Source organism: Arenimonas sp., from assembly GCF_047602345.1.
Taxonomy (GTDB): domain Bacteria; phylum Pseudomonadota; class Gammaproteobacteria; order Xanthomonadales; family Xanthomonadaceae; genus Arenimonas.
In genome coordinates this window covers 533,877-552,293 of sequence record NZ_JASGHN010000010.1, presented here as the reverse complement: position 1 = coordinate 552,293, position 18,417 = coordinate 533,877, and the positions used below count along the sequence as shown (strand labels likewise).

Genomic DNA, 18,417 nt, shown 5'->3' with positions numbered 1-18,417 from the left:
GGTAACAATTCGCCAAGACATCCGCGCAGGCGCGGATACACTGCCAGGCACAAGTCACCGGAGTCCGCCATGCGCCCGCTTCCCGCCCTTGCCCTGCTCCTGTTGATGTCGCCAGCGGCCAAGGCCGACGACCTCGACCCGCGCTTCGCACCGATCGAATTCCTGGTCGGCCATTGCTGGCGCGCCAGCTTCAGCGATACCCAGCGCGACCTGCAGTGTTTCGAATCGCTGTATGGCGGCAAGCTGATCGGCAACTCGCACATGGTGCAAGGCTCCGATCCGCTCTATCAGGGACAAACGATCTTCAGTTGGGACGATGCGAACAAGCGCATTCGTTTCCACTACTTCACCAGCACCGGCGCGGTCAGCGAAGGCTATTTCCAGCAGACGCCGGACGGAATCATGGTGCCCGAGCGCCATGTCGGCGCCGACGGCAAGGTCACCGAGATGCAGAACTGGTTCCTGCCGGAAGGCGATCACGCCTACCGCGTGGTCGCCCGCGAAAAGACCGCCGATGGCTGGACGGAACGGCGCAACTTCCGCTACCTGCGCACCGATTCGGCGGAACTGCAGAAGGAGAAGGCGGCGGTGATGCACGAAGGCGCCGAATGGCGCCTGGTCTGGAGCAGCCGGCGCGACGGCAACTACGAGGTCTATCGGCAGGAAGCCGACGGCCGCGAAGTGAACCTGACGAAGCGCGCCAGCAACGAATGGGCCTGGAACACGCGCGGCGACATGGTGCTGACCTTGTCGAACGAGCGTCGGGGCGAAGAAGCGAAAGGCTGGCGGGCATCCCGCCTGCAAGGCGACGCACTGCATCGCATCAGCGACGATCTCGTCTCCGACGGTTTCGCCGATTGCCACCCCGACGGCCGGCGCTGTGCGGCGGAAGTGATGGCCGATGGCCGCAAGCGCATCGCCTTCTTCGACGCCTCGGGAAAACGCGTGGGCATACTCGCCAATGACGGCCAGGGCGACGATGCCGATCCGCAGTGGTCGCCGGACGGCAAGCGCCTGCTGTTCCGCTCGAATCGCAGTGGCCATTGGGAGTTGCATGCCGGCGATGCTGAAGGCGAAAACCCGAAGCTGCTGACCTCCGACTCCGCCAACGATGCGCTGAGCAAGCACGAATACGGCGGCGAAGGCCCGGCGCACTGGTCGTACGACGGCAAACGCATCGTCTGGATGCGCAAGTTCCCCGGCAGCGATTACGACGTCTGGGTGATGGATGCCGACGGCGGCAATCCGGGGAACCTGACCGCCTCGCACAAGGGCAACGACGGCTATCCGAGTTTCTCGCCGGACGGCAGGCAGATCGCCTTCGATTCGAACCGTGAAGGCGCCAACGAGATCTACCTGATGGACGCCGATGGCGGCAATGTCCGCCGCATCACGATCTCGCCCGGCGGCAACCTGGCGCCGATGTGGGTGCGCATGCCGGGAGCGACGCCATGAAGATCGAACTGCGGGCCGACCATGCGGTGGACGATGCCAGCGCGATGGCCGGCACCGGCCGGACGCTCAAACAATGGTTCGCCGAACTCGATGCCTTCGGCGGCCCAGGCAAGGGCCGTCGCGAGATCGGCAATCGCCTGTACGACACGCACAAGCTCGACCCCTGGTGGATCGCCACGCTGAACATCGAATACGAGGCGGCGCACGGCCTGAAGGAAAAGGACGGGCGCGCGAAGGGTTACACGATCTGCGCGACCAAGAGCGTCAAGGCCGCGCCGGATGCCTGTCATGCCGCTTTCGCCAGTGCCGGCGCGCTCGATGCCTGGCTGGGATCGAAACACGCGCTCGACTTCCGCGATGGCGGTGCGCTGACGAACGCGGACGGCAATCGCGCGACCATCCGCAAGATCAATCCGGGCAAGACCATCAAGCTGGTCTGGGAACAAAGCGGCGCAGGCGAAGGCACGCCGGTGGAAGTGAAGTTCCAGCCGGCCGGCGCGAAGACGACGGTGATGATCACGCATGATCGCCTGCAGACGCGCGCCGAGGCCGACGGCTTCCGACGCGCCTGGGGCGAGGCGCTCGAGCGGTTGAAGGCGAAGCTGGAAGGCTGAGGGACAGCGCTCGCGCGGGTTTCGGTCCCGTCTACGAACCTGGCGGATCGCGGCTCACGCCGCTCCTACGACAGATCAATAGGCGAATTCGCGGAACAGCGGATCGATACTGCCGCCCCATTCGCCATGGAACAGCTTGAGCTTGCGCTCGGCCGGCGTCTCGTTCGCCAGGGCGAACTCGATCAGCGGCTCAAGGAACACCGCTTCGCTGGCACCGGTGCGGTTCAGACGATTGCGTCGCGCCAGGCCTTGGCCGGAAATCTTCAGCGCTTCCAGCGCCAGCTCGCGCACCGTCGCACCGCGGAACGGCAGCTTCAGTGCATGGCGCGGCACGCCGTCGCGCAGCGCATGGCGTTCCTCCATGCTGAAATCCTTGACCAAGTCCCAAGCGGCATCGAGCGCGGCATCGTCGTACAGCAGGCCGACCCAGAACGCCGGCAGCGCGCAGAGCCGATTCCAGGGGCCGCCATCCGCGCCACGCATTTCCAGATATTTCTTCAACCGCACTTCGGGGAAGGCCGTCGTCATGTGATCGGCCCAGTCCTTCAGCGTCGGCAGCGCGCCCGGCAGCGCCGGCAGCTTGCCCTTGAGGAAGTCGCGGAAGCTCTGGCCGCTGGCGTCGATGTATTCGCCATTGCGGTAGACGAAATACATCGGCACGTCGAGCAGGTAGTCGACGTAGCGCTCGAAACCGAAACCCTCGTCGAAGACGAAATCCAGCATGCCGGTGCGATCGGGATCGGTATCGGTCCAGATGTTGGAGCGGAAGGACTGGAAGCCGTTCGGCTTGCCTTCGGTGAAGGGCGAGTCGGCGAACAGCGCCGTCGCGATCGGCTGCAGGGCCAGCGATACGCGGAACTGCTTCGCCATATGCGCTTCATTGGCGAAATCCAGGTTCACCTGCACGGTGCAGGTGCGCGTCATCATGTCCAGGCCCAGGTTGCCGCGCTTGGGCATGTACTCGCGCATGATCTTGTAGCGGCCCTTCGGCATCCACGGCATCTCGTCGCGACGCCATTTGGGCTGGAAACCCATGCCGAGGAAACCGAGGCCGAGTTCTTCGGCGACGGTCTTGACCTCCTTCAGATGCAACGAGGTCTCGCAGCAGGTGTCGTGGATGTTCTCCAGCGGCGCGCCGGAGAGTTCCAATTGCCCCGCCGGCTCCAGCGTCACCGAGGCGCTGTCGCGCAACAGCGCGATGAGTTTTCCTTTTTCCTCGACCGGTTGCCAGCCGAAACGCGTGAGGCCGCGCAACATGGCCTCGATGCCGCGTTCGCCTTCGTAGGTGGGCGGACGCAGGTCGTCGAGACGGAAACCGAATTTCTCGTGCTCGGTGCCGATCGCCCATTGCTCGCGCGGGCGGGCGCCGCTCGCGTGGAATTCGACCAGTTGGCGCAGGTCCGTGATGGGCTGCTCTTTGACGTTGCTGGGTCCGGACACGCGCCACCTCACCATCAGGGATAGGGCAATGTGGGGGCGTGGCCCTACAATCGCAAGCGCCGGGTCGCGACAGGCTGAACGCGCCAGCCGCCGGGCCAATACCGCCATCGTCCGCATGGAGCCGCCTTGTTCGCACGCATCCCGGTCATGCTCGCTTCGCTCTGCCTGCTGGCCGCGTTGCCGGTGTCGGCGCAGACGCTGGAACGTGGCAACGGGCCCGAGCCCTCGACGCTGGATGCACACCGCTGCCCGGAAGTGAGCTGCGGCAACATCCTGCGCGATCTGTACGAAGGCCTGGTGGCGGAAGATGGCGCCGGGCGCTTGATCCCCGGCATGGCCGAACGTTGGGAAGTCTCGCCCGACGGGCGGACGTGGACCTTCCACCTGCGCGCGGGTCTTCGCTGGTCGAACGGCGAGCGCCTGGGCGCCAGCGATATCGTCGCCAGTTTCCGCCGCGCGTTCGAACCGTTGACCGCCGCGCCTTTTGCGGTGCATTTCGATGCGCTGGAAAACGCCAACGCCGTGCAATCGGGAAAGCTGCCATCGGCGCGGCTCGGTGTATTCGCGCCGGACGCGCGCACCGTCGTGTTCCGGCTGACGCGCAGCGCGGCGCTGCCGCAGATGCTGCTGCTGCCGATCGCCTATCCGGTCTACCTGCCGGCGATCCGCGCGCATGGCGCACAGCACACGCGCGCCGGCCATCTTGTCGTTAACGGTGCCTACCGCCTGGCGGCGTGGACACCGCAGGCCCATGTCCTGCTGGAAGCCAACCCGAACTATCGTGAGCTGCCGCCGATCCGACGCGTGCGTTTCCAGGTCACCGAGGACGCGGCCAGCGAACTGCAACGCTATCAGGCGGGAGGGCTGCATATCACCGAGACCCTGCCGCCCTTGCCGTTGGCGAACCTGCGCGAGCGTTTCGGCGGGCAGGTTCGCATCAGCCCCTACCTCGGCGCGATGTGGATCGGCCTGAACCTGACGCAGCCACCGCTGCGCGACAACCCGGCACTGCGTGAAGCCTTGTCGCTCGCCATCGACCGCGACATCCTGACGCGCTACATCACCGGTCTCGGCGAAATGCCGGCCTATGGCCTTGTGCCGCCGGGCGTCGCCGACTATTCGCCCGCTTCGCAGCCCTGGGCGGCAGCGACGCAGAAGCAGCGCAACGTCCTGGCGCAGCGTCGCTATCGCGAAGCCGGCTACGGCCCGGCGAATCCATTGCGCATCGAACTTCGCTACAACACCTCCACGCCGCTGCGTCGGATGAACCTGGCCATCGCGGCGATGTGGCGGGAAACGCTGGGCGCGCAGGTCGTGTTGCGCAACGAGGAATGGAAGGTCTTCGTCGGCAATCGCAAGCAGCGGATCATCACGCAGGCCTTTCGCGGCGGCTGGATCGCCGATCTGAACGACGCGCGCAATTTCCTCGCCAACTTCCAGGCCGGCAGCGCGACGAACTGGAGTGGCCTGGCGGACCCGACCTTCGATCGCCTGTTGTTGCAGGCCGATGCCGCGCCCACGACGGCGCAACGCTCCGCCTTGCTCAAGCAGGCGGAAGCGCGCCTGCTCGCGCAACAGGCCATCGTCCCGATCTACTACTACACCTCGAAGCATCTGGTGCGCCCGGAAGTGATCGGTTTCGAAGCCAATGCGCTCGACCATCACCCGAGCCGCTTCCTGCGACTGAAGGCGCCGTGATGAAGCGATTCGTTTTGCTGCTCGCCGAAGCGCTGTTCACGCTGTGGCTGCTGGCCACGCTGTGTTTCGTGTTGTTGCGTGCCGCACCCGGTGGGCCTTTCGACAGCGAAAAAACGGCGCCGCCGGAAGTGCAGGCGGCGCTTGCCGCGCAGTACCGGCTCGACCAGCCGATGCTTTCGCAGTACGGCCACTGGTTGGCCGACGTATTGCGCGGCGACCTCGGGCCTTCCTTCCAGTATCCGGACTACTCGGTCAACGAATTGGTCGCGAACAGTCTGCCGATCTCGCTGTTCAACGGCAGCATGGCCTTGCTGCTGTCGCTCCTGCTTGGCCTGCCGCTCGGCATCTGGGCGGCGCTGCATGCGGGACGCCGGCTGGATCGGGTGCTGATGTTCATCGCCGGCCTCGGGTTGGCCTTGCCGAAGTTCGTCGTCGCGCCGCTGCTGATCCTGCTTTTCGCCGTCACCCTGCACTGGCTGCCCGCCGGCGGCTGGGACGGAGGCTGGCGCAATGCGGTCTTGCCGATCGTCGCGCTGTCGCTGCCGAATCTCGCTTATTGCGCGCGGTTGACGCGTGCGAGCCTGCTCGAAGTGCTCGACGCGGATTTCATCCGTGCGGCGCGCGGCCGCGGCCTGTCGGAGATGCGATTGCTGTTCGCGCATGCGCTGCGTCCGGGCCTGCTGCCGGTGGTCGCCTGGCTGTCGCCGGCCCTGATCAATGTCGTCAGCGGTTCGGCCGTGGTCGAGCAAGTGTTCGGCATTCCCGGCATCGGTCGCTATTTCGTGCAGGGCGCGCTCAACCGCGATTACACCTTGGTGCTGGGCATCGTACTGGTGATCGGTGCGGCCATCGCACTGATCAACGCCCTCGTGGATGCGCTGCGCGCCTGGATGGATCCGCGCCTGCGGGACGCGGCATGAATCCGCGAGTTCGAGTCAGAGCTGCAGCCAGCCGGCGATGACGCCGCGCGCTTCGTCGACGCCGATCTTCGAATCGCCGGAGAACAGTTGCACGCCGACGCTGTCGCCGAAATCGGCCAGCAACTGCTTGCGCACGGCGGCCAGGGTTTTCGATTGTTCGCCGCGTCCGAGTTTGTCGGACTTGGTCAACAGGCAATGCGCGGGCAAGTTGCGCGAGATGGCAAAGGCCAGCATCTGCCGGTCGTAGTCGCGCAAGGGATGGCGCACATCCATGACCACGATCAGGCCGGCCAGCGATTGCCGCGTCTCGAAATAGCGATTGATGAACTGCTGCCAATGCGCGCGCAGGTCCTCCGGCACCTGGGCGTAACCGTAACCGGGCAGGTCCACCAGATAGCGCTCGGGTTGCACCTCGAAATAGACCAGCTGCTGGGTGCGACCCGGCGTCTTGGAGGTCTTGGCCAGCCGATTCTGGTGGCACAAGGCATTGAGCGCGGTGGACTTGCCGGCGTTGGAGCGGCCGGCGAACGCGACCTCGCGGGCGGTGTCCGGCGGCAGCTGGCGCGGCAGATGGGCAGCGAGTTTGTAAGTCGCCGCGGCAAGGGGATTGGCCATGCGTGCATGGTACGCGAGGGCGGCGCCGGGCGGTTTGACCATCCCCCGGCGCGGCAGGGATAATTGCCGGCCGAACGTGGGCGCTTTGCGCCCCGTCCCGTTTGATTCCGGAGCCTTCCATGAAGTATTCGCGCATCCTGGGTGTCGTTGCCGCCGCCGCGCTGGTGACGACCGCGGTCGCCCAGCAGGCCACCCAGGCCCCGGCTCCCGCCACGGCCGAACCCGCCGCCGCCTCAGCCGCTGAAGTGATGCCCACCGCCGAGGCCACGCCGGCCCCGGTCGCCGCCCTCGCCGACAGCAAGCCTGCGACCTTCGGCGACGCCAAGGCCGGGCAGACCAAGGCCGGCGCCTGCGCCGCCTGCCACGGCGTCGATGGCAATGCCGCCGATCCGCAGTACCCGAAGATCGCCGGCCAGCACGAGCGCTACATCTGGCGCCAGCTGAAACTCTTCAAGAGCGGCGAACGCGTGAACCCGATCATGGCCCCGATGGCCTCGGTGCTGACCGAACAGGACATGCGCGATATCGGCGCCTACTTCGCCACCCAGCACGCGCTGGCCGGCGTCGCCGACGACAGCGCCATCGCCAGCGGTCCGAGCGCCGGCAAGAAGTTCTACCAGGTTGGCGAGAAGATCTATCGGGCCGGCAAACCCGAAGCGGGCGTCCCGGCCTGCCTGGCCTGCCACGGCCCCAGCGGTCGCGGCAATCCGGGCCCGGCCTACCCCTCGGTCGGCGGCCAGCACGCCAGCTACACGGCGGCGAAGCTGATGGCCTTCCGCGGCGGCGAAGCCTGGGGCAAGGATGGCAATGCCAACGTCATCATGAACTCCATCGCCCGGAATCTGAGCGACGAGGAGATCCAGAGCCTCGCCAGCTACATCCAGGGCCTGCACGACAGCTCCGCCACGCCGGTGGCCGCCAAATAAATCGCGAGAACTTTCGCCGCCGGCGATAGTCCAGATCATGCGAGCCGGCGGTTGCACGCCGGCTTTTCTTTTCAGGAGATTCGAATGCTGCGCCGTCTGCTTATCGTCCTCGCCCTGCTGATCCCGCTGGCCGCCTGCAAGCCTTCCACGCCGGAGGACACCGCCACCCCGGCCCCCGCCGACTCGACGGCCTCGACACCCGCTCCGACTGAAACGCCTGCCGATGCATCGGCCCCCGCCGAGGGCACCACGCCGGCACCCGCGCCAGCGCCCGTTCCTGCGCCCGGCAGCCCGGAAGCGCCGCGCCTGGGCACCGACTACGAGGTGCTCGAGACGCCGCAGCCGACGATCGGCCAGGGCAAGATCGAAGTGGCGGAAGTCTTCAGCTACATGTGCATCCACTGCGCGCACTTCCAGCCCTCGGTCGACGCGTGGAAGCAGCGCATGCCGGCCGACGTGCGCTGGGAATACGTGCCGGGCGCATTCGGCGGCGCCTGGGACGAATTCGCCCGCGCCTACTACGCGGCCGAGATCCTCGGCGTGCAGGCGCGCACGCACAACGATGTCTTCAAGGCGATCCACGTCGACCACGTGATCAAGACCGGCAGCCCGGACGAGATCGCCGACCTGTACGCCAAGTGGGGCGTGGACCGCACGAAGTTCCTCGAGACGATGAAAAGCTTCGGCGTGACCGCCAAGCTCAACCGCGGCAAGCAGTTCGCTCAGCGCACGGGCGTCGGCTCCACGCCGACCATGGTCATCAACGGGAAGTACCGAGCGAACGTCACGCCGGACCGCGGCTTTGAAGGCCTCTTGGCCACGGTGGATTTCCTGGTCGCGCAGGAACGCGCCGCCGCCGCGACTCCCGCAGCTGCCCCCACGCCCTGATCGGGAGCTCGCCATGATCCGTCGCCTGTTCGCGCTGCACGCTTCCGCGATCCTCCTGCTGCTGGCTCCGCTGCTGGCGTACGCCCAGGCGGCGCCGGTCGCCGCGCCCGCGCCGCGCGTGGGCGTGGACTACATCGAACTGCCCGAGCCGATGCCGCAATTCGTTGCGGGCAAGATCGAGATCGCCGAGTTCTTCAGCTACGCCTGCGGTCATTGCGCCCGCTTCCAGCCCTACGTCAACGAGTGGCACAAGAAGCAGAAGCCGGGCTCGGATGTGCGCTGGGAATACCTGCCGGCGCCGGGCAATACGCTGTGGTCCAACTTCGCCAAGAGCTATCTGGCCGCGCAGACCCTCGGCGTCGCCGAGAAGACGCACGACTCGGTATTCAAGGCGATCCACCAGGAACGCTTCTTCAATACCGGCTCGCTCGAAGAGATCGCCGACATGTACGCGCGCTTCGGCGTCGATCGGAAGAAGTTCCTCGCCACGGTGTACGACCCGGCGATCGACGCGAAACTCGCCAAGATCGAAGAGTTCGCCATGGCGCGCGGTCTGGGCGGTACGCCGACCCTGGTCGTGGCCGGACGCTATGTCGTGCCGACGACGAACGATCGTGGCTTCGAAGGGCAGATCGCCACCGCCGACTATCTGGTAGCCAAGGTGCGCGCCGCGCAGCCCAAGGCGAAGGCCAAGCAGGGCAAGACCGGCAAGACCTCGACGACACGCTGAACGACAGTCCGGTAAATCCTTGCCGCCGGCACGTGTCGGCGCGAGGATGAACGCATGTCCGCCCCGCTTCGACTGCTGAGCTGCAATATCCAGGCCGGTTCGAGCACGCGTGCCTATCGCGAATACCTGACGCGCAGTTGGTCGCATGTCCTGCCGAACGGCAAGCGCGCCAATCTCGATGCGCTGGCCGATCTGTTCGCCCCCTTCGATGTCGTCGGCTTGCAGGAAAGCGATCCGGGCAGCCTGCGCTCCGGTTTCGACAACCAGAGTTCGCTGCTGGCCGAACGCGCGCGCTTCCCGTACTTCAGCCACCAGTCCAACCGCCGCGTCGCCCGCATCGCCGGTAGCGGCAATGCCGTGCTGAGCCGCCTGGAGCCCAGCGAACTGCTCGACTACGCCTTGCCCGGCCGCGTGGCCGGCCGCGGCGTGCTGCTGTCGCGCTTCGGCCAGGGCCGGGACGCCTGGATGCTGGCGGTGACGCATCTTTCGCTCGGCGCGCGCTCGCGTCACCTGCAGATCGGCTTCCTGGCCGACCTGCTCGCCGACGAAAAACGCCTGGTACTGATGGGCGATTTCAACTGCGATGCCGACGCCCCGGAAATGCAGGCGCTTTACCGACACACCCACTTGCAGCCGCCGAGCTGTGCCGCCCCGAGCTTTCCGAGCTGGGCCCCGGATCGCGCCCTCGACCATATCCTCTGCGCCGGCTTCCAGTGCAGTGAATATCGCGCCTTGCCCGCCGCCGGTTCCGACCACCTCGCCGTCGCCGTCACCCTGCAATAGCGCAGCCCGCCGCGCCGGCCTGATACCCTAGCGCGCATGTATCTCGGGCATTACGGCTTGCACGAGCCGCCGTTCGCCATCACTCCCGATCCGCGCTTCGTCTATTTCAGCGAACGCCACCGGGATGCGCTCGCGCACCTGTTCTATGGCGTCGGCCAGGGCGGCAGCGGCGGGTTCGTACAGCTCACCGGCGAAGTGGGTACGGGCAAGACGACCCTGTGCCGGCTGTTGCTCGAACAGCTGCCCGAAACCGTGCGCGTCGCCCTGGTGCTCAATCCCAAGCAGACGCCGCTGGAGTTGCTGGAAACCATCTGCGACGAACTGCGCATCGAGCTCCCGGGCAAGCGGCGCAGCCTGAAGATGCAGGTCGACGCCCTGAACGAGTACCTGCTCGGGGCCTACGCGCAAGGCCTGCGCGTGGTGCTGATCATCGACGAGGCGCAGGAACTCTCGCGCGATGCGCTCGAGCAGGTGCGTCTGCTGACCAACCTGGAAACGCCGACGCAGAAGCTGCTGCAGATCATCCTGATCGGCCAACCGGAACTGCGCACGATGCTGTCGCGTCCCGCCCTGCGCCAGCTCGCGCAACGCATCACCGCGCGCTACCACCTTACGCCGCTCGACGCCGCCGAGAGCGAAGGCTACCTGCGCCTGCGCGTCGCCGTGGCCGGCGCCAGCCGTTTTCCTTTCGACGATTCGGCGGTGAAGAAGCTGCATGTGCTGTCCGGCGGCATTCCGCGCCTGCTCAACACGCTCGGCGAACGCTGCCTGCTCGCCGGGTACGTGCAAGGCCGCGACAGCATCGACGCGGCGACGGTCGAACTGGCATCGCGCGAAGTGCTGCCGCCGACCGAGCCGTCGCCGCGCTGGCGCATGCTGGGCTGGAGCCTCGGCCTCGGCGCCGCCGCGGCCCTGTTGCTGTGGTGGGGCCTGGCCTCGCGAGGACTGAACTGATGTCGTTGATCCTCGAGGCGCTGCGCAAGTCGGAAGCCGAGCGCAAGCGCGGACAGGCGCCCGGTCTGTTCGCACCGATGCCCGCGCCGCCATCGCGCCGCCGTCGTACGCCGGTGTGGACGATGCTCGCGGGCGTGCTGGTGATCGGCCTGCTGGTCTTCGGCGTGATCCGCTTCTGGCCCTCCGCTGCAGATCCCACGGCCATCGAAACCATCACCACCGATGCCCCGGACAAGCCAGTCGAGGCAGGCACGACGAAGAGCGTGTCCGACACGACCATCGCCCCTGCGGCCACCCCGCCGACGCCGGTATCGCCCGCACCACCACCGTCGCCAGCACAGACACCGATACCCGCGGCGCCTGCGCCCGTGGCGATCGCGCCGGCCGCACCACCGCCGCTGCCGACCCCGCTTCCCGCGGCGAACGAACCCGTCACCGACTACCTGCCCAGCCTCGCCAGCCTGCCGCCGGACCAGCGCGCCAACCTGCCGCCGCTGAAACTCAGCATGCACGTCTGGTCGGATCAACCCGCACGTCGTATCGCGATCATCGATGGCCAGCGTGTGGGCGAAGGCGCCAGCCTGTCCGGCGCAGTCGTCGCCGAAATCCGCCGCGACGGCGTCGCGCTCGACATCGACGGCCAACGCTATCTGTTGCCTCGCCCGTAGCGTCGTACCGGCGTAATGAGTAGCGAACCTCGCTGTGGTAGGTTCTCCGGCCATGGTTTTCGTCAACCTGCCCCGCCGCAAACGTCCGCGCCTGATCTGGGCTACGCCACTGCTGGCGGCGATCGCGGTGGCGAGCTATCTGTGGCTGCTGTTCGCGCACGACGATCCTTCGCGGCTGGCGGCCTGGACACGATGGGGCACCTTGTCCGCGCCGCCAGCCGAATGGCGATTGCTATGGAACGACGGCCGCATCCTGACCCTGGTGACGGCCCTGTTCGTGCACTTCAACGCCTGGCATCTGCTCGTCAACGGCCTGTTCTTGTTGCTGTTCGGCCTTAGCGCCGAGCGCGCGCTCGGGGGCGCGCGACTGCTGATGGTATTCCTCGTCGGCGGCGCACTGGCCAACCTCGCCGCCGCCTTGCTGATGAACGATCCGAGCAAGGTGATCGTCGGCGCCAGCGGCGGCATCTCTGCACTGATCGGCGCCTACCTGGTGCTGTTCCCGAACGCGAAGCTCGGCATGATCCTGCCGCTCGGCCTCTGGCCGGTATTCATCCGCGCCCCGGCGGTGGCACTGATCGGCGTGTGGGCGGTATTGCAGCTGCTGCTGACGTTCTCCGGCCCGCCCAGTTACGGCCAGGTCGCATGGTGGGCGCATCTGGCGGGACTGCTGCTGGGCGTCGTGCTCGCACTGTTCCTGCGCGATGCGGTGCACCGGCGGCGCTGAAATCGAAAGCAGGGTCCTGGCGATCCGCGCGCCATCAACGCCGCCGACAGGATTCCCATCACTTCTTCAGCCAGCTGCGCGGATCCTGTGGCTGACCGTTGCGTCGCAGTTCGAAATACAGCGCCGGCCTTCCCTGTCCGCCCGAACTGCCGACCGTGGAGATCGCCTCGCCGGCGCGCACGGTATCGCCGACGTTCTTCAGCAGCGTGTCGTTGAACGCGTACAGCGTCATCCAGCCGTTGCCGTGGTCGAGGATGATCAACAGCCCATAGCCTTTCAACCAATCGGCATAAGCGACGCGCCCACCCGAGACCGCGCGCACTTCGGCGCCGGCATTGCCGGCGATCAGCAGGCCCTGGCTGCGGTGGCCGTCGGGCATCGTGCCGCCGAAACCGGCGAGCACGCTTCCGTTCAAGGGCAGGTTCAAGGGGCCGATCGGCACGCGCGCATCGTTCGGCGTCGCCGGTCGCGTGCCCGGCATATTCGGCGTGCGCGCCGGTGGTTTCGCCGCCTGCTCCATCAGCCGGCGCAGGCGCTCGAGCAGGGCGACGGTGGCTTTCTCGTCGCGACCCAGGGCCTTGATGCGTGCGTCGCGATCGCGATATTGCGCGTCCAGCGACGAGACCAGCTTGCCGCGTTCACGACGCTCGCCGGCCAGCGTATCGAGCTCGCCCTTCTGCTGCGCGCGGGACGCCTGCAGTTCGAGCGTGGTCGCCCGTACCTGTTCGCTGACGTCGGCCAGGGTCTTCAGTTCCTGCGTCAATCGGCCGATCTCGTTCTTGCGCTGCTGCTGGAAATAGCGGTGATAGGCCAGCGCGCGCGCGAGATCGCTCATGCGCCCCTGTTCCAGCAGAAGCTTCAGTTGCTCATGGCGGCCCATCGCATAGGCCGAGCGCACCAGCTGCGCCAGCTCGGCGCGCTGCGCCGTCAGGCTGCGTTCCAGTGCCTGCTGCTTCTCCTGCAAGCGGACGAGTTCCGCTTCCTGGTCGGCGATCCTGGTTTCGGTGTCGTGCAGGCTGCGCTGCGACTTCGACACGCGACCGTCGATCTCGCGCAACTCGCGTGCCGCAGCGTTCTTCTCGCCCTCGAGTTTGCGCTGTTCTTCGCCGAGCGACTTGATCTGCCCGCGCAGCGTCGTCAGCTGCTTCTGCGTGGCGGCCTGGCGCTGCGCACGCTGCGCCGTGGTCTGGGCCTGCGACGATGCGACGACGCCGAACAGCAGCAGCGCGATCGCCCAGGCGCTCCGCACTCAGCGCAGCTCCACCAGCGAGCGACCGGTCATCGCCGCGGGAACCGGCAGGCCGAGCAGGTGCAGCAACGTCGGCGCGATGTCGCGCAAGGCCCCGCCGGCCCTGAGCGTGGCCGGACGTCCCACGTAAACCAGCGGAACCGGACCGACGGTATGCGAGGTATGCGGTTCGCCCGTTTCCGGATCGCGCATCATTTCCAAGTTGCCATGATCGGCGGTGACGATCATTTCGCCGCCGACTTCCTTCAAGGCCGCATCGACGGCGCCCAGCGCATGGTCGACCGCTTCGGCCGCGCGGATCGCCGCCTCCAGCATGCCGGTATGGCCGACCATGTCCGGGTTGGCGATATTGCAGATGATGACGTCGTGCCGCTGCGCGCGGATGTCTTCGCACAGCTTGTCGGTCAGCTCGGGACAGCTCATTTCCGGCTGCAGGTCGTAGGTCGCCACCTTCGGCGACGGCACCAGCACGCGATCCTCGCCAGGCTGCAGGGCTTCGCGTCCGCCGCTGAAGAAGAAGGTCACGTGCGCGTACTTTTCCGTCTCGGCGATGCGCAACTGGCTCAGGCCGTTGTCGGCCAGCACGTCGGAGAACGTATGACTGAGGTCTTCCGCCGTGAACGCAACCGGCGCCGCCAGCTTGGCGTCGTATTCGCTGAGGCAGACGAAGCGCGACAGCGCGATGCGCCGCGGTCGCGCGAATCCGTCGAAATCCGGCGAAACGAAGCAGGCGGTCAACTGGCGGGCGCGATCGGCGCGGAAGTTCATGAAGGCCACGGCATCGCCGTCGTCGAAACGCGCACCGGCGCCGATCACGGTGGGCAATACGAATTCGTCGGATTCGCCGCGCGCATAGGCCTGTTCCAGCGCCTGCAGCGCATCGGCGGCGCGATGCGTCGCCATCGCTTCGGTGATGGCGAGATAAGCCGGCTCCACGCGTTCCCAGCGCTTGTCGCGGTCCATGGCGTAGTAACGGCCGCAAACCGTGGCGATGAAGGCATTGCCCGCTTCGCTGCAGGCCGATTGCAGGGCGCGCAGGCTGGGCTCGGCCGATTTCGGCGGCATGTCGCGGCCATCGAGGAAGGCATGCACGGCCACGCGCGGCACGCCGCGCTGTTTCGCCAGGCGGATCATCGCGAAGACGTGCACTTCGTGGCTGTGCACGCCGCCGGGCGACATCAGGCCGAACAGATGCAGGGTGCCGCCGCTGGCTTTCGCCGCGTCGCAGGCCGCCATCAGCTCGGGATTCGCGAAAAAGCTGCCGTCGTCGATCGCCGCATCGACCCGCGTCAGGTCCTGGTAGACGATGCGACCGGCGCCGATGTTCATGTGCCCGACTTCGGAGTTGCCCATCTGGCCATCCGGCAAGCCGACGTGCCGGCCCTCGGTGTGCACCAGGGTATGGGGGCTGCTGCCCAGCAGCCGGCGCCAGTTCGGCACCTCGGCCAGGGCGATGGCGTTGTCGGTACGCTCCTCGCGGTAGCCCCAGCCGTCCAATATCAACAACAACAATGGCTTGGGACGTTTCACGCGGGGCTCCGGGGCAGGCATGCGGGAATTGTAACGGAGGGCCCGATGGACGTATCTAAACCTTCTCGGACCGATCGGCATCCCAGCTTGAAACCCGGAGGAAACCCCATGCGCCGCACCCTGCTTGCCCTGAGCCTCGCCCTCGCCACCACCTGCGCCTTCGCCCATGACGGCGACCACGACGTCAGCCGCGTCAACGGCCGCGTGCATGCCGAGGCCGGCCAGGCCTATGGCGATCTCGATACCGTCAACGGTGGCATCGAAGTCGATGCCGGCGTGCAGGCGCGCGACGCCAGCACCGTCAACGGTGGCATCGACATCGGCGACCGTGCTTCGCTGCGCTCGGCCACCACCGTGAACGGCGGCATCCAGGCCGGGCAGAACGTGCGTTTCAGCGGCGAGGTCGAGACCGTGAACGGCGGCATCAAGATCGGTTTCCACTCGCAGGTCGAGCGCGATGTCACCACCGTCAACGGCAGCATCCTGATCCAGCAGACGAAGGTGGACGGCCAGATCAACACGGTCAACGGCGACATCACCGTCGGCGCCGACTCCGTGGTGCAGGGCGGCATCAAGGTCGAGCAGCCCAAGGGCGTCAACTTCGGCAAGCCGCGCGTCCCGCGCATCGTCATCGGCCCGCGCGCCACGGTCAACGGCGAGCTGCGCTTCGAGCGCGAGGTCGAACTGTTCGTGCACACCAGCGCGAAAATCGGCCGCGTGATCGGCGCGACCGCCCAACCCTATACCGACACCCTGCCCGAAAGGAAGTAGGCCACCGCGCCCCGGCGCCCGCCCGCACATGCGGGGCGCCGGCTTAGGCCCTAGAATCCGGGGGAACCGCTTTCCCCCGGAGTCCTGAATGACCCGCAGTCTGGTCTGGCTAGCCGCCGCGCTGGCCCTGACGGCTTGTAGCCACGCTTCGACGATCGATACCGAGCACTCGATGGTCTCGGTCAACAACCAGGCAGGCCATGCCTTCGGCCCGGAGATCTCGGCCGAGGACTTCGCGATGCACCTGAAAGTGCTCGCTTCGGACGAGTTCGGCGGTCGCGGCCCCGGCACGCCGGGCGAGGACAAGACCGTGCAGTACCTGCGCGATCAGTTCCAGCGCCTCGGCCTGCAACCCGGCAATGGCGACAGTTATTTCCAGACCGTGCCGATGGTCGAAACCACCGTGGACCAGGGCGCGAGCAAGTTGGCGCTGACCCAGGGCGGCGCGCGGCGCGAGCTGGCCTTCGGTAGCGAAGCGGTCGCCGTGTCGCGTCAGGCGAAAGCCGACATGGCCGTCGCCGACAGCCCGCTGGTCTTCGTCGGTTACGGCGTCAATGCGCCGGAAGTCGGCTGGAACGATTACGCCGGTCTCGATGTGCGCGGCAAGACCGTCGTGATGCTGATCAACGACCCAGGCTTCCACGCCAACGACGCCGCCCTGTTCGAAGGCCGGCGCATGACCTACTACGGTCGCTGGACCTACAAGTTCGAGGAAGCCGCGCGCCAGGGCGCCGCCGCCGCATTGATCATCCACGACACCGCCGGCGCCGGTTACGGCTGGGACGTGGTGAAGAACAGCTGGAGCGGCACGCAGCACGATCTCTCCGCCAATGACGACCCGGCGCCGCGCCTGCCGTTGCAGGGCTGGCTGACGGCAGAGGCGGCGACGCAGCTGTTCGCGAAGGCCGGGCTCGATCTTGAGGCGCAACGCGTCGCCGCCGGGCGTCGCGGCTTCAAGGCCGTGGCGCTGGGCGATGCGCGCTTCGACGCTTCGCTGCACAGCACGGTGAAACAGTCGCAGTCGCGCAACGTCATCGCGAAACTACCCGGCACGAAGTATCCGGACGAGGCCATCGTCTACATGGCGCACTGGGATCATCTCGGCGTGCACCCCGAAGAAGCCGGCGACAACATCTACAACGGCGCGATCGACAACGGTACGGGCGTCGCGGGCGTGCTGGAGATCGCCGAAGAGTTCACCGTCGTCAAACCGAAGCCGGAGCGCAGTATCGTCTTCCTGCTGGTGACGCTGGAGGAATCGGGCCTGCTCGGCTCGGCGTACTACGCCGCGAACCCGCCGATACCGCTGGCGAACACCGTCGCGGCGATCAACCTCGATGCGATGCCGGTCGTCGGCCGCACGAAGGACCTGATCGTGATCGGCCTGGGCAATTCCGAAATGGACGACCTGCTGCGCCCGATCGCGCAGCAACAGGGCCGGACCCTGGTCGAGGAAAGCGCGCCGGAGAAAGGCCTGTTCTTCCGCTCCGATCATTTCAGCTTCGCCAAGGCCGGCGTGCCGGCGCTGTACATCAAGGGCGGCGTCGATCATCGCGAGAAAGGCCGCGATTACGGCCTGTCCGTCATCGACGACTACACCGCCAAGCGATACCACAAGGCCGGCGACCAGTTCGATTCGAGCTGGGACCTGCGCGGCATCGTGGACGATCTCGATGCCGTGTTCGAAGTCGGCAAGAAACTCGCATCCAGCCGCGACTGGCCTAACTATCGCGAAGGCAATGCCTTCCGGGCGGTGCGGGAGAAGTCGCGGGAAGAGGCGAAGAAGTAGTCGGCAAGCATGTTGCACTGGGCCGCAACGCAGTCTGGCGGTAACAGCGGCTCGCATATCGCTGACGCGACAATGCCGGCATGAATCACCCCAGTCGCAAACGCCGAATCGCGCTGCGCCTGGGGATCGCGTCCTTCATCGTCCTGGCCATCGGTTTGTCGCTGCCCGAGCGTTGTCTTGTTCCGGTAGAGGGTGCGACCTCGCGCGACTGGAATCCCGACGCGTTCTGGTACGAACCCTGGGGAAAATCCGGGGTACACAAGGGCATCGATATCTTCGCCGTCGAAGGCCGCCCCGTCGTCGCGGCGACCTCGGGGCTCGTCGTCTATCGGGGCGAATGGTCGCAGGGCGGCAATGTCGTGCTCGTGCTGGGCCCGAAGTGGCGCATCCACTACTACGCGCATTTGTCGCGTTTCGCCGACGAGGATCCCTGGCTGGTTCATTCCGGAGAGCGTCTCGGCGATGTCGGTCGAACCGGCAACGCCGCGAACAAGCCGCCGCACCTGCACTATTCGGTGGTCTCGCTGGTGCCGCTGCCCTGGCGCATCACCCGCGAAACCCAAGGCTGGAAGCGGATGTTCTATCTGGATCCGGACGGGCTGCTCGCGCCGCGCCACGACTAGCGGCGGCGAATTGGCCGCAATTGCCATCGCTCCTGCG

General features: G+C 66.8%; 18 protein-coding genes. 14 read left to right on the top strand and 4 right to left on the bottom strand.

The window, feature by feature from the left end; translation table 11 throughout:
• The first annotated feature begins 69 nt into the window (after window positions 1-69).
• Both QM707_RS15370 and QM707_RS15365 read left to right on the top strand, forming a co-directional pair.
• The gene (locus tag QM707_RS15370) at window positions 70-1,455 is read left to right on the top strand and encodes a TolB family protein (RefSeq protein ID WP_415002754.1); all 1,386 of its coding nucleotides are present in this window, start codon (window positions 70-72) and stop codon (window positions 1,453-1,455) included.
• Window positions 1,452-2,069 carry an SRPBCC family protein gene (locus QM707_RS15365; protein WP_415002753.1) on the top strand — a complete coding sequence of 206 codons (618 nt, stop codon included), beginning with the start codon at window positions 1,452-1,454 and terminating at the stop codon, window positions 2,067-2,069. The genes QM707_RS15370 and QM707_RS15365 overlap by 4 nt, the downstream gene beginning before the upstream one ends.
• Before the next feature lie 75 nt (window positions 2,070-2,144).
• Here QM707_RS15365 and QM707_RS15360 read toward each other — a convergent pair whose 3' ends face one another.
• A complete protein-coding gene (locus QM707_RS15360) occupies window positions 2,145-3,509 on the bottom strand; it encodes a glutamate--cysteine ligase (RefSeq protein WP_415002752.1) in 1,365 nt (454 codons plus the stop codon).
• A gap of 126 nt (window positions 3,510-3,635) precedes the next feature.
• On the opposite strand from QM707_RS15360, the gene QM707_RS15355 reads away from it, so the two are divergent.
• Together QM707_RS15355 and QM707_RS15350 are read left to right on the top strand one after the other, a co-directional pair.
• Entirely contained in the window at window positions 3,636-5,207 is a 1,572-nt protein-coding gene (locus tag QM707_RS15355; RefSeq protein WP_415002751.1) for a peptide ABC transporter substrate-binding protein, read from the top strand.
• Window positions 5,207-6,127, top strand: a complete 921-nt coding sequence (locus QM707_RS15350; RefSeq protein WP_415002750.1) for an ABC transporter permease subunit — start codon at window positions 5,207-5,209, stop codon at window positions 6,125-6,127. Before QM707_RS15355 ends, QM707_RS15350 begins: the two co-directional genes overlap by 1 nt.
• 15 nt (window positions 6,128-6,142) lie before the next feature.
• Here the strand turns inward: QM707_RS15350 and yihA are convergent, their stop codons facing one another.
• A complete protein-coding gene (gene yihA, locus QM707_RS15345; protein ID WP_415002749.1) occupies window positions 6,143-6,742 on the bottom strand; it encodes a ribosome biogenesis GTP-binding protein YihA/YsxC in 600 nt (199 codons plus the stop codon).
• Window positions 6,743-6,861: 119 nt separating this feature from the next.
• Here yihA and QM707_RS15340 point away from each other — a divergent pair, with 119 nt between their 5' ends.
• From QM707_RS15340 to QM707_RS15310, 7 genes are all read left to right on the top strand, one after another.
• Window positions 6,862-7,668 (top strand): c-type cytochrome, encoded by an 807-nt coding sequence (locus QM707_RS15340; protein WP_415002748.1) that lies wholly within the window; start codon window positions 6,862-6,864, stop codon window positions 7,666-7,668.
• Window positions 7,669-7,752: 84 nt separating this feature from the next.
• Window positions 7,753-8,556 (top strand): DsbA family protein, encoded by an 804-nt coding sequence (locus QM707_RS15335; RefSeq protein WP_415002747.1) that lies wholly within the window; start codon window positions 7,753-7,755, stop codon window positions 8,554-8,556.
• Window positions 8,557-8,569: 13 nt separating this feature from the next.
• Window positions 8,570-9,286: a thiol:disulfide interchange protein DsbA/DsbL gene (locus tag QM707_RS15330; protein WP_415002746.1), complete on the top strand. Its 717-nt coding sequence runs from the start codon at window positions 8,570-8,572 to the stop codon at window positions 9,284-9,286.
• A 72-nt stretch (window positions 9,287-9,358) separates the two neighbouring features.
• Window positions 9,359-10,069 carry an endonuclease/exonuclease/phosphatase family protein gene (locus QM707_RS15325; RefSeq protein WP_415002817.1) on the top strand — a complete coding sequence of 237 codons (711 nt, stop codon included), beginning with the start codon at window positions 9,359-9,361 and terminating at the stop codon, window positions 10,067-10,069.
• A gap of 36 nt (window positions 10,070-10,105) precedes the next feature.
• Window positions 10,106-11,023 (top strand): ExeA family protein, encoded by a 918-nt coding sequence (locus tag QM707_RS15320; protein WP_415002745.1) that lies wholly within the window; start codon window positions 10,106-10,108, stop codon window positions 11,021-11,023.
• On the top strand, window positions 11,023-11,691 hold the full coding sequence (locus QM707_RS15315; RefSeq protein ID WP_415002744.1) for a general secretion pathway protein GspB: 669 nt from the start codon (window positions 11,023-11,025) through the stop codon (window positions 11,689-11,691). Before QM707_RS15320 ends, QM707_RS15315 begins: the two co-directional genes overlap by 1 nt.
• A 52-nt stretch (window positions 11,692-11,743) precedes the next feature.
• The gene (locus QM707_RS15310; RefSeq protein WP_415002743.1) at window positions 11,744-12,418 is read left to right on the top strand and encodes a rhomboid family intramembrane serine protease; all 675 of its coding nucleotides are present in this window, start codon (window positions 11,744-11,746) and stop codon (window positions 12,416-12,418) included.
• Window positions 12,419-12,476: 58 nt separating this feature from the next.
• Here QM707_RS15310 and QM707_RS15305 read toward each other — a convergent pair whose 3' ends face one another.
• The gene (locus QM707_RS15305; protein ID WP_415002742.1) at window positions 12,477-13,667 is read right to left on the bottom strand and encodes a murein hydrolase activator EnvC family protein; all 1,191 of its coding nucleotides are present in this window, start codon (window positions 13,665-13,667) and stop codon (window positions 12,477-12,479) included.
• Entirely contained in the window at window positions 13,668-15,197 is a 1,530-nt protein-coding gene (gpmI, locus tag QM707_RS15300) for a 2,3-bisphosphoglycerate-independent phosphoglycerate mutase (RefSeq protein ID WP_415002741.1), read from the bottom strand. It abuts the gene before it with no gap.
• Window positions 15,198-15,305: 108 nt separating this feature from the next.
• Here gpmI and QM707_RS15295 point away from each other — a divergent pair, with 108 nt between their 5' ends.
• The 3 genes from QM707_RS15295 to QM707_RS15285 all read left to right on the top strand — a co-directional run bounded on the left by QM707_RS15295 (window position 15,306) and on the right by QM707_RS15285 (window position 18,380).
• A complete protein-coding gene (locus QM707_RS15295) occupies window positions 15,306-15,968 on the top strand; it encodes a hypothetical protein (RefSeq protein WP_415002740.1) in 663 nt (220 codons plus the stop codon).
• An 88-nt stretch (window positions 15,969-16,056) separates the two neighbouring features.
• Window positions 16,057-17,757: a M28 family metallopeptidase gene (locus QM707_RS15290; RefSeq protein ID WP_415002739.1), complete on the top strand. Its 1,701-nt coding sequence runs from the start codon at window positions 16,057-16,059 to the stop codon at window positions 17,755-17,757.
• 80 nt (window positions 17,758-17,837) lie between these two features.
• Window positions 17,838-18,380, top strand: coding sequence for a M23 family metallopeptidase (locus QM707_RS15285; RefSeq protein WP_415002738.1), 543 nt, complete (start codon window positions 17,838-17,840; stop codon window positions 18,378-18,380).
• Window positions 18,381-18,417: the final 37 nt, after the last annotated feature.